The following is a 13960-nucleotide window of genomic DNA, read 5'->3' on the forward strand; positions in this document are numbered from 1 at the left end:
AATTTACTATTCTGTAAAAAGGGGGGTCTCATATGAGAAAAGTTGCAAATTTGGTTATGACTTCTGTACTAACAGCTTCATTATTCTCCGTACCATCTTGGAATTTTTCACAAAAAGAAGTTAAAGTTTATGCGGAAACAGTTTCACCTACCGAAGTTTCCCAAGCAGTATTTGAAAATGCGGCAAAAGAATTTGGAGTGCCGGTAAATGTCCTGATGGCTGTATCTTACAATGAATCACGTTGGGAGCAGCACGAAGGAAGAAGTGAAATGGGTGGATATGGGGTCATGAATTTGGTTGAGAGTGACCATGACCTGAGCGCAAGAGGGGATGAAACGGTCACCGGTACATCCTCGGTATCCGATGAACAGGGAGAAGACATGCTTGGTCATGCGGCCCAAATTCTAAATGCGGACTCAAGTTCGCTAAAGAACGATCCAGAACAAAACATTCGCGGCGGTGCTGCCTTGCTCGCTGAATATGCCAAAGAAACAACAGGCGAGCTTCCTTCCAATGCGGCCGACTGGTATGGGGCTATAGTCAAATACAGCGGTACTGACATTGCGGAGACCGCAACAGAGTTTGCAGATGGCGTATATGCGACGATCCAAAGCGGGCAAGAAAAAGCGACAGAAAACGGGAATAAACTCCAATTAACAGCCGAGAATATTGTTCCAAATAAGGATACGGCCAAAAATATTCCATTGCGGAATGCAAAATATAATAATGCCGATTGTCCAAATGGCTTAGAGTGTACGTATATTCCAGCTACATACAAACAGTTCTCCAGCAGTAAGACGAACTATGGCAACTATGATATTGCCAACCGTCCGCAGGATGGGCTTGATATCCGCTATATCGTCATCCACGATATAGAGGGAAGCGTGCAATCTGCTATTAGCACTTTCTTGTCAAATTCCTTTGTAAGTGCTCATTACATCGTTTCAAAAACTGGTGAGGTCACGGAAATGGTCCGGCCAAACGATGTACCGTGGCATGCGGGAAACTGGTATTTTAATATGCACTCCATTGGGATTGAACATGAAGGATTTGCAGCAGAAGGAGCGGACTGGTATAGCGAGCAAATGTATCGTTCCACTGCTAAACTGGTAAAATATTTATCTGAACAATATAACATTCCAATAGACCGGCAGCATATTCTCGGTCATGATGAAATACCAGGGCTTTCGGTGGCAAGGCAAAAAGCTATGCACTGGGATCCAGGTGCCTACTGGAACTGGTCTCATTTCTTTAATGTGCTAGGAGAATCCATTAATCCAAGTGATGCGGGAAATAGCTCAATAGTCACCATTAATCCGAATTACAACACGAATATCGAAAGCTATACCTATGGAAACAGAGCGCTTGAATCATTGTCTTCCAGCTTCATTCAGCTGCGGACCGAACCTAACTTTAGTGCACCGCTTATCAGTGACACTGCCCTTCAAAGTAACGGTGCACCGGGAACGATAAGCATTAGCGATTGGGGAAACAAAGCTGCCACTGGACAAAGTTACGTGAAAGCAGACCAGCAGGGAGATTGGACAGCCATTTACTTTGGCGGGAAAAAGGCATGGTTCTACAATCCTAATAACAAAAATACTGTACCAGGAGATGGAATCGTAATTACACCAAAAGAGGGGCTTACCTCGATTCCAGTTTACGGGGCAGCGTACCCAGAAATCTCTGCCTATGAAGGGACTGGTATTGCAAGCAATGCTATAGGAGTTGCGGGGGCATTATACCAACTGCCAAAAGGTCAACAGTATGTTGCTGCAGGACCAGTACAATCCGATTATTATCACGCCAAGTATTTCAATGACCCATCGACTAACAAAGTCGTCAAAGGGACAGAAGAGTACTACCAAATTACTTTCAATCATCGTGTAGGATTTGTTAAGAAAAGTGATGTTGAGGTTGTAGAACCATAATAAAAAGAGGGGGATACCGTTTAAAATTGGTATTCCCTTTTTATCGTTTAACCTTAATTGCAGATGGAAAAAATTGTATTACTGTACAAGAAGGATTTACAGACACGGCTATAGAATTCTGAAAAGTGAAAACACTTTAACGAGGAGTGGTAAAGTTGAAAATAAAGGTTGTTATGGACTCTGGAAAAGAATATGTCATATGCGAGAGCAATTATTCTGTTAATGACTTTACTCGTCCTTTTTTTGCAGATTTGCCGGATGGATCAAGAAGCTTGAATAATAATCTGGTGTATTTGGATGGTGAAAGCAAGATTTTGGTTAATCCAACTCGTATCTCTTCTATCGAGATTATTGAAAAGTGACAATTTAGAGCAATGTTTCGTGTGTTTTAGGGCTTATTCTTACTTATTTAGAATGAACATTTGTATAATCGTTATGAGATAGAACTAAAGAAGGGATCAGATTTTGTGACAACTAATGAACCATCCCATAATTTGGGTTACGAACATGTATTTAGTATAGAAATTGAGGTAGGACATCCGATCGTAGTCGGGCAAGATGAAGTAGTAGGAAGACGGCAGTTAATTCCGATTTTATCGGGGAAAGTGTCTGGCAGGGACATTAAAGGAACGGTATTGCCAGGAGGAATCGATAGTCAGATTATCCGACCGGATGGAAAATGTGAACTTTCCGCAAGGTACGCCATCCAGTTAGAAGACGGTGCATCTATTTATATTGAAAATAATGGGATCCGCACTGTTCCCAGTGAATATGTTGAGGATGTGAAAGCAGGAAAGTTTGTGGACCCTGAACTATATTACTTTCGAACCGTCCCACAATTGGAAGTCTATGATGAAAAATATCGTTGGATGATGGATTGCATTTTTATTTGCTATGCCAAAAGGTTACCAGATAAAGTGTTGTTGAAGTTTTATAAAGCCTAATTATTAAATGCTTAAAAAAGTCGGGGTATTTCTCCGACTTTTTTATGATTTATTGATAGAGTAGATAGAATATTGCTGCTGCCTACAATCATTTTTGTCCTTTTATTATCACCGGAGCAGTGGAACCTCTGATAATCAACTCGGGCTCGTATACAACCGATTGAGGGATATTTCCAGTATTCTCAACAGCAGAAATGATCCATTTCGCCGCATCCATTCCCATTTGCATTTTGGGATGAGCAACGGTAGTTAGTTTTGTATCAGTTGCCTCCGCTAAAAAAGAATCATCGTAGCCAACAATAGAAATATCATCGGGAACACTCAATCCAAGATTTCTTAATAGTTCTAATACATGGATCGCCAGTTCGTCATTGTAACAAACGATAGCAGTAGGCCTTGAACTGTTGTTTATAACACCCTTAAGTCTTTGAATTAGCTGAACATAACGTTCTTCAGTGTTATATGTAAAGAGGGAATCAGGAGGAACAGTCACTCCATGCTCTCTAAAGGCTCGGATAAATCCTTTCATACGATTAACCCCTTGGAGGTCATCCGTTTTAAACAAACCTAGAATTTTTTCATGCCCCAGTTTAATTAAATGCTCTGTTGCCATATAGCCTCCGTTTTCATCATTAATAACGATGTGTGGCGGCATTAGCTGTGAATAAAACTGGTTAATCATCAAGTAGGGTATATTATTCTGTTCCAGTTCAAGATAGTATTGTATGTTAGGGTTGAAATTGCTGCTTTTTGTCGGCTCAACGATAAGACCATCAATGTTCCTATTTAACATCATCTGTAAACACTGCTTTTCTTTGTCAGTATCATTATTCGTACAGGCAAGCGATAAAGTATATCCCTTTTCCGTTAAATACGATTCAATTCCTCGAATAATTGATGGAAAAATATAATCAGAGATATAGGTGGTAATGACACCAATATTTTTTCCTGTCTTTTGTTCGAAGGAAGGAACGGGAGATGATTCTTTTGTCAACCTAGTAGAACAAAATGTCCCAGCCCCTTGTTCTCTGTACAGCCAGCCTTCGTGAACCAAATCTCCGATCGCCTGTCTAATGGTATGTCTGCTGACATTGAACATCTTCATCATTTCATTTTCTGAATAGATTTTATCACCAGGCTTAATTTCGCCACTGAAGATCCAATCTTTTATCTTCTCTTTTATGATTATATATTTTGCTTGTTGTGCCACCGTATCACCGCTTTCACGATCTTAGCTGTTTTACTTGTACGTACAAATAGAAAAGCCCTTAAATACCATATTAACAAAAAACATCATATATCTCCAATTAATTATTTCATCCTAATGACTCCTGCTGGATATTAATTATATGGCTGCATCCAATAGGAAAAGAAATCTTTTCATATTCATCATAAAAAAATAAAACGACGTTAAGATTCAATTAACTTATACGTACAACTTGTAATCGGGAATTCCTATGCTTTATTGGAAGGAGTGTCTTGAAGTAATCGAGGTAACGATTAAAAGCTGCCAGATTTGGTGACAATATGCGTCAAGTTGCCGATTCAAAAGGTGAAACATTTGATGGGCAAAACAAGTTTGACTGGAATGGATTATAAGCATATCAGCATGAGGTGACATATTTGAAAAAAGGGAAATGGAGTCTTCAATTTACCATTATGATTTTAGTGTGTGGGGTTGTCGCTTTCGCCCTTATTCTTACAGATAATTTGATCAGTAGAACTGTGTCTGACACCATTGAAAAAAGCGAAGAAGAAAAAGCGCAAAACATTGCTCGTACTGTAGCGCAAACCCCCTTAGTCACCAATGCTTTAACCGGCTTAGATCCTCAAGGAACGGTTCAGAACTATGCAGAAAAAATCAGGAAAATGACGGGCGTTGAATTTATTGTGGTGATGGATAACCATGGGATTCGGAAATCACACCCGGATCCTAGTAAAATCGGTGAAAAATTTGTTGGTGGAGATGAGGGCCAGGTTCTAAGAGGAAAAGAACGCATTTCTATTTCGAAAGGAACACTTGGCAGGTCCTTACGGTTCTTTACCCCCGTATATGATGCAAAGGGAGTCCAAATTGGAGCGATTGCAGTAGGAATTTCCCTCCATACTGTTCAGGAAGCAGTCCGACAGAGCCGGAACAATATTTATATTGGCACTTTATTTGGGATACTAGCAGGAATAATTGGTGCTGTCCTTTTGGCCCGTTATTTCAAGAAAATCTTATTCGGGCTAGAGCCATTTGCCATTGCTAAGGTTTTCGAAGAGCGAAGTGCGATATTGCAGTCGGTTCGTGAAGGAATCATCGCGGTTGACCAGGATTCCAACATCACTCTTGTAAATAAATCTGCTTTACATGCATTAAAAAATGCAGGCATCACTGAAGACCCATTCGGAAAAAAGGCAAACCGTATATTACCTATGAGCAGATTGGACACAGTCCTTAAAACCGGAGAATCCATTTTAGATGAAGAGATGGACTTGCAGGGGACAACCCTGCTGGTAAACAGGGTACCAGTCATCGTAAAAAACAAAATTGTTGGCGCGGTAGCGACCTTTCGGGACAAAACAGAATTTCAACAGCTAGCAATGCAGTTAACGGGAGTAAAGTTATATGCCGATGCCTTGAGAGCGCAGTCCCATGAATTCATGAATAAGCTTCATGTCATACTAGGAATGGTTCATTTGCGTCATTATGATAAGCTTGCCCAATATATTCACGAGATTGCAAATAATAACGAGAATCAAATAAGTACCATTTCGGTAACGGTGAAGGACCCTGTTTTGGCAGGTTTCTTGATTGGCAAGCAAAGCTTTGCCCGCGAGGCAGGTGCTGAACTTAAGGTGATGTCTAAGTTCCCGCTGCCACAGCCAATAAATCCTGACATCACTCATGAATTAATCACCATCATCGGTAATTTAATTGATAATGCCGTGGAAGCTGTGGAAATTAGATCCATAAAACGGATTGATGTTCTATTCGAATATGCAGACCAAGTTTTAACGATTGAGGTACGGGATACAGGACAAGGAATATCCCAAAACGAACTTGAGCATATCTTCCAGAAGGGCTTTTCTACCAAAGGTGAAAACCGGGGCTTTGGACTTCATCTGTTGTCTTCTAGTGTGAAAAAATTAGGTGGAGAGTTAAACTATTCTTCTATAGAAGGACAGGGGACTAAATTTGTCGTTTACATTCCATATATAGCAAAGGGTGGGCCGGATGATTAAAGTCGTTATTGTAGAAGATGATCCAATGGTGGCAGAGTTGAACAAGCGCTACCTCGAACAAATCGACGGTTTTATACTGACGGCAATATGCAAGACAGTGGAACAAGCCTTTGAAACACTAAAAAAAGAAAAAGTCGAATTGCTGTTATTAGATATTTTTATGCCGGGAAAGAATGGTCTCGAACTACTCTCTTCTTTACGAAAACAGGATTTAGCAGTAGATGTCATTGTGATCTCCGCTGCATCTGATACAGAAAGAATTCAAAAGGCATTAAGATTGGGCGCCGTAGATTATCTGATTAAGCCATTTGAATTTGACCGTTTCAATGCGGCACTCACGGCTTATCGCGAAAATTTATCGTTTATCAATGAACATAATCTACTAAATCAAGAAGAACTAGATCAAATGATTTTGCATAAGGAGGAAAATACTTTACCAGAGGAATTGCCAAAAGGATTATCTAAAGAAACGTTACGAGTGATTTGGAATTCTGTTGTGGAAATGAAGGCCACTCCGTTTTCCACAGATGATATCGTGCTAAAGTCGGGAATTTCCCGTGTTTCCGTTCGGAAATATTTAAAGTTTCTGAATGATATAGGTGTTTTAGAGGTGCAAGTTCACTATGGCACCGTTGGAAGACCTTACTCTGAGCACCGAATAATCGAAAAAAACACAGACTTTATGCAACATTATTTGTAAGTAGTCAAAAGGCTGTAGCAGTTCGGTTGTGAAGTAGAAAAACCGAATTCACAAGGCTAATATCAAGGTAAATCACGAATTTTAGACAAAAAAATCACACCAAAAACGCAGAGGTTTTAGCATCCTCTGCATTTTTTATAATCTAATAACCTGTGCTTTATGGTTCTTAACGCTGTAATGAACTTCTTGTTATTCTTTTCCGCTAAATTCTAAAATATTTAAACCCTCAGATTCTTTTGGTGCTTCAAAAAAACTAGTAACATGAATAAACATCGCTTCCGTGTCAAAAGCTGCTCTTTCTGGTTGTTCGTTACGCCTTTGTGCAATTTGACGAAGGCATTGCTCGTTATTTAGGTTAAGGAAAATTAGTTGATGGCTTGTATTGACTTCTGATGCCATATCCAAGAACCATTTTCGAAGTTTTTGAGTGTTGGCTGGAAAATCCATCACTACATCTGTGCCGACACTTAATATGTTTTGGACATGCTTTTTCACCAACGGTTTGAGCTGTGCTGAGAATTTTAGATAGTCCTCAAATGATGCGAACTGATTGGGGTAAAGAGAGGAAAGCCATTCATCCTCAGACAACAGTACCGCATTTTTATCTATTGCCAATTGTTTTGATTTAGTTGATTTTCCTGCACCCATTTTTCCACAGAAAAAGTATAGCGTCCCCAATTGTTTCATATTTTTAACTCCCCCGTGTTTATTTTTTTTCGGCTGCTGTCTCACCTTGTAAAATGATAATTTACTTTTTTATATATTTTTTTAATGTTGTACTAATTTAAGTATAACAATAAAAATACTGCTAAAATCAAATAAATCCTATTACATCAATATATACATAATGAAGAATTCCTATATGAATTCGTCCCTTAAAACACTTGATATTTTTATTTTTCCACCTCTAATCCAAACTATTTACAAAAGGTTGCTTGCTTTTTTTATTTACATAATTACTTTCAAAAGTTAAATAACATAGAAATGTGAACAGAATGTGTCTAATATAGGAGAGGTCCTTTTAACAAGATGTTTTAAAAGAATTGAAACTTTGCTTACCGGAGAGCAACAAAATATCCAGGATAGAACTAATATAAATTTTAGAAAGAAGGAAGTTGTATGTCTACTTCTGTCAAACCTAGAACGAAAAATATACTGATTACCTCATTAAAGGGAAGAGAACTGCTGGCTAATCCTTATATGAACAAAGGGGTTGCCTTTACAAAAAAAGAACGAGCAGAACTTGGTTTAAACGGCTTATTGCCTGTACAAGTGCTTAATCTCGAAGAACAGGCAAAAAGAGCCTATGAACAATACTTATCCCGTTCGACTAATCTCCGTAAAAACGGATTTTTATATGATTTGCATGACCGCAACGTGGTGCTGTTCTATCGTTTATTAAAAGATCACTTAAGTGAAATGCTTCCTATCATATACACACCTACAGTTGGGGAAGCCATTCAACGTTACTCTCATGAATATCACCGTCCTGGAGGTATGTATTTATCGATTGATAACATAGCTGGAGTAGAAGATGCATTTAAAAATTTAAGCCGCGATGCGATTGATTTAATAGTTGTCACTGACTCGGAAAGTATCCTTGGAATCGGAGACCAAGGAGTTGGCGGGATTAATATCGCAATTGGTAAATTGGCCGTTTACACAGCTGCTGCTGGAATTGACCCAAGCCGGGTATTGCCAGTAGTACTCGATGTTGGTACAGATAATCAAAAACTAATCGAAGATCCATTATACATTGGTAACAAATTCGGCCGTGTCCGTGGCCAACGTTATGATGAATTTATTGAACTATTTATCCATACAGCTAAAAAATTCTTCCCTGAAGTATTAATCCACTGGGAAGACCTTGGCAATGTCAATGCACGCAATATTATTGAAAAATATGGCAATAAGATTCTTACTTTCAATGATGATATCCAAGGTACTGGTGCCGTAACTTTAGCAGCCATTATGTCCGCACTCAAAGTAACCGGTCAGTCCTTAAAAGATCAGCGGATTGTTGTCTTTGGGCCTGGTGCAGCTGGAATCGGAAATGCCGACCAAATGGTAGATACGATGGTTTTAGATGGACTATCGAAAGAAGAGGCATATGACCGTTTCTGGGCTGTTGACTACCGTGGATTATTAACAGATGAAATAAATGATGTATTCAAGTTCCAACAGCCTTACACAAGGAAAGCTGCAGAGGTGAAAGACTGGCAACGCAACGAATCTGGTAATATTTCTTTGTTAGAGGTCGTTAAAAGGGTGAAACCAACCATTTTAATTGGAACTTCTGGACAAGCAGGGGCTTTCTCAGAGGAAATTGTGAAAGAAATGGCTAAACATGTGGAACGCCCAATCATCATGCCCATGTCTAACCCGACTCATTTAGCAGAAGCAGTACCGGAAAACTTAATAAAGTGGACGGAAGGGAAAGCATTAATTGCTACAGGAAGCCCGTTCAATAACGTGGAATACAATGGTGTCTCTTACGAGATTGGCCAGTCTAACAATGCGTTTGTTTTCCCAGGACTTGGCCTTGGAGCTATTGTGGCCAAAGCAGAAAAAATTTCAAAGGGAATGCTGGCAGCTTCAGCGGATGCCGTTGCCAAAATGTCAGACATTAGCAGACAAGGAGCATCCTTGTTGCCTTCTATTGATCAATTACAAGAAGTATCGAAGGCTGTAGCTATTGAAGTGGCTAAAACAGCAATGGAAGAGGGCATTGCCAGAGCGAAGATTAGCGATATTGAAAAAGTGGTCAGTGAGGCAATGTGGAAACCTGAGTATAAAGCAGTTACCCGTTATGTAAAATAAGTTCTTGCTAAGTCGGCTGGGGCTTGCCCAAAATTGGGCGGGCCCTTTGCTTTTCTTAATTTTTTGGAAAGAGGAGTGTTTTTTTTATGTCAGTCGGAAATATCTTTTTGACTTTAATACCTATCTTTTTTACGATTATTGTTGGTTATCTAGGCGGCTATTTTAAGATTTTTAATACAGAATCATCTAAAGGTCTTAACACATTAGTGACTAAATTTGCGCTGCCTGCCCATTTGTTTATTGGGATCACTACCACTTCAAAACAAACATTAATCGACCAGTGGTCATTCTTTTTAACCATGACAATCGGCATTATTGGTTTTTATATCATTCTGTTAATCATTGCACGTTCCGTATTTAAATATGACTTAACGAAAGCTTCCATGTTTTCATTAAACTCAACCCAGCCCGCATTTGCCTTCATGGGAATCTCTGTCCTTGGCAGTCTATTCGGTGCACAGGAAATCACGATTCCAGTAGCCGTTACTGGGATTGTCGTGAATGCGTTATTAGATCCAATTGCAACTATTGTCGGCACCATCGGCCAATCTAGCAAAAAAACAGAGGGTGGCAAATCTAATAAATTAGGCATTATTTTACACGGTGTAAGCGAACCGCTTGCCTGTATTCCATTGCTTGCAGTTGTGTTAACACTTTGCGGCTTCCAGGCTCCCGACATCTTGAAGAACTCACTTGAACAAATCGGGTCTGTAACTTCTGGTGTTGCCTTGTTTGCTGTAGGCGTCACTGTAGGGATTCGAAAAATCAGCTTCCAAAAGGTTGCGGTTGGTATTTCTATCCTAAAGGTTATTGCTATTCCTTTATTTATGATTCTAGTCACAAGCCTGATTGGCTTAGATCATAAAGATACAATTAAGGCTATTTTGCTTGTAGCTTTCCCAGGATCAGCTGTTGCTGCGATGATTTCTACAAGATTCAATTCCTTAACAACGGAAACAGCCTCATCGTTTGTCATTAGTACAATTCTTTCTTTAATATCATTGCCTGTCTATATTTCTTGGTTAATGTAATTGTTTGCCCTCCATGAATGGAGGGTTTTTTATTTCTTAACATTGTGAAAAACTTAACAAACTAATTATAACGATTTTCTTGAGCTTTGGGAAGGGGTTTTTTGAATATTTTTCTGCTTGGAGGCTTAGATAGAAGTGAAAATCCTCATCCAGTCCAAGCCAAACTGATTGTATAATTATTATGATTTTTCCTTAACTCTTTTCACTTTTATTTATCCTTCTCTTCAATTTTTCTTCAGTAGATGAACCCTCAACAGGAGTATAAATGCTGCACCAAAAATCTGTATGACCATGAACTTGTAAAGAAGATAAATTAAATAGCATTTTTCCTGCCTTGGAATGCCTAAATTCAATTAAAACTTCGGGTGCCATACTTACCTGATTTTCTTGCCATAAAGACTCAAACTCTGGATTAAGATTAGTCATTTCTTCGAGAAATTGAGTGTACCATTCATCCCCCATATATTGTCCATAATAAACCCGAAAGATGGATAGAAAACCTTTCACAAAATGCTCCCAATTGACAGCTAAAGACCTCAATTCTTTCCTAGTAAACACTAAACGGATTAAGTTTCTCTGTTCAATGGGAATTTGTTCAAAGTCCAAAAAAACATAGGCTGCAGCAGGATTCCAACCAACGATTTGGAAATGTCGGTCTGTGATCAGAGAAGGACAATATTTTAATTCTGTTAAAATTTTTTCTAAAGATGGGGGAATTTTTGTTTGTAAAACTTCTTGTTTATACACATTTGTGTTTACTTCTAATGCTAAATCGTATAGATACTTTCGTTCATCGTTATTTAATTGTAGAGCAGTGGCTATAGAATCTAGTACAGAAGAAGAGACCTTAATATCTCGCCCTTGTTCTAGCCAGGTGTACCAGGTAGTGCTCACTCCCGCTAACTGGGCGACTTCCTCCCTCCTTAATCCTGGTGTTCTCCTCCTAGCTCCCGTTGGAAATCCTAATGATTGAGGTTGAATATTTGCACGTTTAGACTTTAAAAAAGTGGAAAGGGCTTCTAATCTAGTTTTACTATTCATGTAACATTACTCCCGTCACAAAGTGTCATCATATTACTAATTATACTAGGATAAACAACAACTTGTAATAGGATACGTATTGTGTAAAAATATGGTTAAATCTTTTACTAGGGGGAATAAATTTGGAACGTGTTGTGATTACAGGAATGGGAGTTGTCTCGCCTTTAGGAAACAATGTTGAAAAATTTTGGGGGAATTTGGTCGAAGGGAAGTCTGGCATTTCTTTCATTCATACAAATACATTTGACATAAGTAAACATAAAACAAAAATTGCTGGTCTTGTTAGGAATTTCAATGCCGAGGATCTGCTTGGTCAAAAGGATGCAAGACGTATGGATCGATTTTGTCAATTTGCTCTAGTTGCAGCTGAACAAGCATGGAACGATTCCAACCTGAACATTAAGGAAATCGATTTAGAGCGTCTTAGTGTATATATTGGTTCGGGAATAGGTGGAATTGAGACGTTGGTGCAAAATATTGATGTACTTCGAGAAAGAGGACCACAAAGGGTAAGTCCAACAATGGTGCCAGCGATGATGGCAAATGCAGCTTCAGCACAAATAAGTATCAAATGGGGGGCATTGGGACCATCTATGGCACCTGTTTCCGCTTGTGCAATTGGAAATACAGCTATTGGAGAGGCTTTCAGAATGATTCGATATGGTACGGCTGATGTAGCATTTGCTGGAGGGGCGGAGGCAGCCATAACAGAATTGTCTCTAGCCAGTTTTGGGAATGCAAAAGCGTTGTCTTCGAGGAATGATGAACCCAATGCTGCCAGCCGTCCTTTTGATGCTAATAGAGATGGATTTGTCATGTCTGAAGGTGCAGGAATTTTAATCCTTGAATCTTTAACACATGCCCTACGCAGAAATGCACGAATTTATGCTGAAGTAATTGGATATGGTGCTAGTACTGATGCCTATCATATGGTTTCTCCACATCCAGAAGGGAAAGGAGCCTATCTTGCCATGAAAATGGCTTTAAAAGATGCGTCCATTTCTACTAATGATGTAGATGTCATTAGTGCTCATGCAACAAGTACAGAGATGGGTGACATATCTGAAACAAATGCTATAAAAAAATTGTTTGGTGAACAAGCATACAGGATACCCGTTACGGCTAATAAGTCGATGACAGGACATTTATTAGGAGCAGCTGGCGGGGTTGAAGCGATTGCATTAGCAAAAAGTCTCCAAGAGGGCATCATTCCGCCTACTATCAACTTAGAACACCCCGACCCATTATGTGATTTAGATTATGTACCAAACAAAGCCCGCCAAACAAATCTCAAAATAGGGATCTCCAATTCATTTGGGTTTGGTGGGCATAATGCAGTCATTGCTTTGAAAAAGTATGAAATGTGAAAACAGTTTTATTAGAGAGAGTCAAGATATGTACTTACTATCAGGTTACTTCTCTTCAATATGAAAAAAATCAAGGACCTTACTTGTGGTCCTTGATTTATATTTAAATATCTTACAGTGCCTATGTAAAAAGGAATTTAACCGGATATTTGATGGGGAGAAGGTAATAGCCTTGCGGAAACCAGTCTTTTATAGACCGTAATTCCAATCCATGATGCCAAGAATGCTTTCATCAAGCCTACGACAATGAATGGGTAAAATCCTGAAGTTAAGGCAGCTGTCCAAGAAATTCCCGCAGCAAATTTAAGCCAAAAGGTTCCAATGGTCAAGGTAACAAGCATGCCGACCGTATTGGCAATCATCCCTTTCCACACAGTGAAGTTTGTCTTTTCAAGAATGACCCCTATCAAAAATGCCGCAGGAATGAAACCGATAATAAAACCGCCAGTAGGGCCGACAATGACCCCGAATCCGCCGGACATCCCACTAAAAACAGGAACGCCAATCGCGCCCATTAAGGCATAAAAAATAACCGAAAGAGTGCCATATCTTGATCCTAAAATGGTCGCAGCCAACCCGACTGCCAGTGTTTGCCCTGTAATTGGTACAAGTGGCAACGGAATCGTAACTTGTGCCAAAATACCAATGATGGCAGCAAATAAAGCACTAAAAATCCACATTTTTAATTGATTGTGTGATTGAAGCATCATATCCCCTCCAATGTTTAATGTTAACCAATTTTATATGAAGGTTAACACAAATAAAGTATAAGTTGCCAATTCAGTTTATGTCAATCTTTTTTCCAATTATTATGAGAAAGTATAAAAATGTGAAAGGCCAGGAATGTTTGAAAGTTGATAGCTGTTACTTATATACCATTAAATCGATTTGCGATTAG

General features: G+C 39.1%; 12 protein-coding genes. 8 read left to right on the top strand and 4 right to left on the bottom strand.

The genetic code is table 11. The annotated features are described in order from the left end of the window. Positions 1–32: 32 nt before the first annotated feature. From ACY8D0_RS05560 to ACY8D0_RS05570, 3 genes are all read left to right on the top strand, one after another. The gene (locus ACY8D0_RS05560; protein ID WP_462409480.1) at positions 33–1931 is read left to right on the top strand and encodes an N-acetylmuramoyl-L-alanine amidase; all 1899 of its coding nucleotides are present in this window, start codon (positions 33–35) and stop codon (positions 1929–1931) included. A gap of 155 nt (positions 1932–2086) precedes the next feature. Continuing rightward, positions 2087–2293 (top strand): hypothetical protein, encoded by a 207-nt coding sequence (locus tag ACY8D0_RS05565; protein WP_462409481.1) that lies wholly within the window; start codon positions 2087–2089, stop codon positions 2291–2293. 105 nt (positions 2294–2398) lie between these two features. Further along, positions 2399–2875 carry a DUF3237 domain-containing protein gene (locus tag ACY8D0_RS05570; protein ID WP_462409482.1) on the top strand — a complete coding sequence of 159 codons (477 nt, stop codon included), beginning with the start codon at positions 2399–2401 and terminating at the stop codon, positions 2873–2875. 88 nt (positions 2876–2963) lie between these two features. Here ACY8D0_RS05570 and ACY8D0_RS05575 read toward each other — a convergent pair whose 3' ends face one another. Further along, positions 2964–4085: a GntR family transcriptional regulator gene (locus tag ACY8D0_RS05575; protein ID WP_462409483.1), complete on the bottom strand. Its 1122-nt coding sequence runs from the start codon at positions 4083–4085 to the stop codon at positions 2964–2966. 413 nt (positions 4086–4498) lie between these two features. On the opposite strand from ACY8D0_RS05575, the gene dcuS reads away from it, so the two are divergent. Next, on the top strand, positions 4499–6103 hold the full coding sequence (gene dcuS, locus ACY8D0_RS05580) for a DcuS/MalK family sensor histidine kinase (protein WP_462409484.1): 1605 nt from the start codon (positions 4499–4501) through the stop codon (positions 6101–6103). Continuing rightward, positions 6096–6803, top strand: a complete 708-nt coding sequence (locus ACY8D0_RS05585) for a response regulator (RefSeq protein ID WP_462409485.1) — start codon at positions 6096–6098, stop codon at positions 6801–6803. The genes dcuS and ACY8D0_RS05585 overlap by 8 nt, the downstream gene beginning before the upstream one ends. A gap of 189 nt (positions 6804–6992) precedes the next feature. Here ACY8D0_RS05585 and ACY8D0_RS05590 read toward each other — a convergent pair whose 3' ends face one another. Then, entirely contained in the window at positions 6993–7490 is a 498-nt protein-coding gene (locus tag ACY8D0_RS05590) for a P-loop nucleotide/nucleoside kinase family protein (protein WP_462409486.1), read from the bottom strand. A gap of 432 nt (positions 7491–7922) precedes the next feature. On the opposite strand from ACY8D0_RS05590, the gene ACY8D0_RS05595 reads away from it, so the two are divergent. Continuing rightward, positions 7923–9623, top strand: a complete 1701-nt coding sequence (locus tag ACY8D0_RS05595) for an NAD-dependent malic enzyme (protein ID WP_462409487.1) — start codon at positions 7923–7925, stop codon at positions 9621–9623. Between the two features lie 86 nt (positions 9624–9709). Further along, positions 9710–10654, top strand: a complete 945-nt coding sequence (locus tag ACY8D0_RS05600; protein WP_462409488.1) for an AEC family transporter — start codon at positions 9710–9712, stop codon at positions 10652–10654. Between the two features lie 192 nt (positions 10655–10846). Here the strand turns inward: ACY8D0_RS05600 and ACY8D0_RS05605 are convergent, their stop codons facing one another. After that, entirely contained in the window at positions 10847–11695 is an 849-nt protein-coding gene (locus tag ACY8D0_RS05605; protein WP_462409489.1) for a helix-turn-helix transcriptional regulator, read from the bottom strand. A 122-nt stretch (positions 11696–11817) separates the two neighbouring features. On the opposite strand from ACY8D0_RS05605, the gene fabF reads away from it, so the two are divergent. Continuing rightward, complete coding sequence (fabF, locus tag ACY8D0_RS05610) at positions 11818–13062, top strand: beta-ketoacyl-ACP synthase II (RefSeq protein ID WP_462409490.1); 1245 nt, start codon at positions 11818–11820, stop codon at positions 13060–13062. 137 nt (positions 13063–13199) lie between these two features. Here fabF and ACY8D0_RS05615 read toward each other — a convergent pair whose 3' ends face one another. Next, a complete protein-coding gene (locus ACY8D0_RS05615; protein WP_462409957.1) occupies positions 13200–13769 on the bottom strand; it encodes a biotin transporter BioY in 570 nt (189 codons plus the stop codon). Positions 13770–13960 lie beyond the last annotated feature (191 nt).

The organism is Neobacillus camarae, assembly GCF_054950115.1.

Excerpts from the sequence above, each read along its gene's own strand:
- ACY8D0_RS05590 (WP_462409486.1), bottom strand. The coding sequence starts at position 7,490 with ATGAAACAATTGGGGACGCTATACTTTTTCTGTGGAAAAATGGGTGCA.
- ACY8D0_RS05600 (WP_462409488.1), top strand. The coding sequence starts at position 9,710 with ATGTCAGTCGGAAATATCTTTTTGACTTTAATACCTATCTTTTTTACG.
- ACY8D0_RS05585 (WP_462409485.1), top strand. The coding sequence starts at position 6,096 with ATGATTAAAGTCGTTATTGTAGAAGATGATCCAATGGTGGCAGAGTTG.
- ACY8D0_RS05615 (WP_462409957.1), bottom strand. The coding sequence starts at position 13,769 with ATGCTTCAATCACACAATCAATTAAAAATGTGGATTTTTAGTGCTTTA.
- ACY8D0_RS05560 (WP_462409480.1), top strand. The coding sequence starts at position 33 with ATGAGAAAAGTTGCAAATTTGGTTATGACTTCTGTACTAACAGCTTCA.
- ACY8D0_RS05605 (WP_462409489.1), bottom strand. The coding sequence starts at position 11,695 with ATGAATAGTAAAACTAGATTAGAAGCCCTTTCCACTTTTTTAAAGTCT.
- ACY8D0_RS05595 (WP_462409487.1), top strand. The coding sequence starts at position 7,923 with ATGTCTACTTCTGTCAAACCTAGAACGAAAAATATACTGATTACCTCA.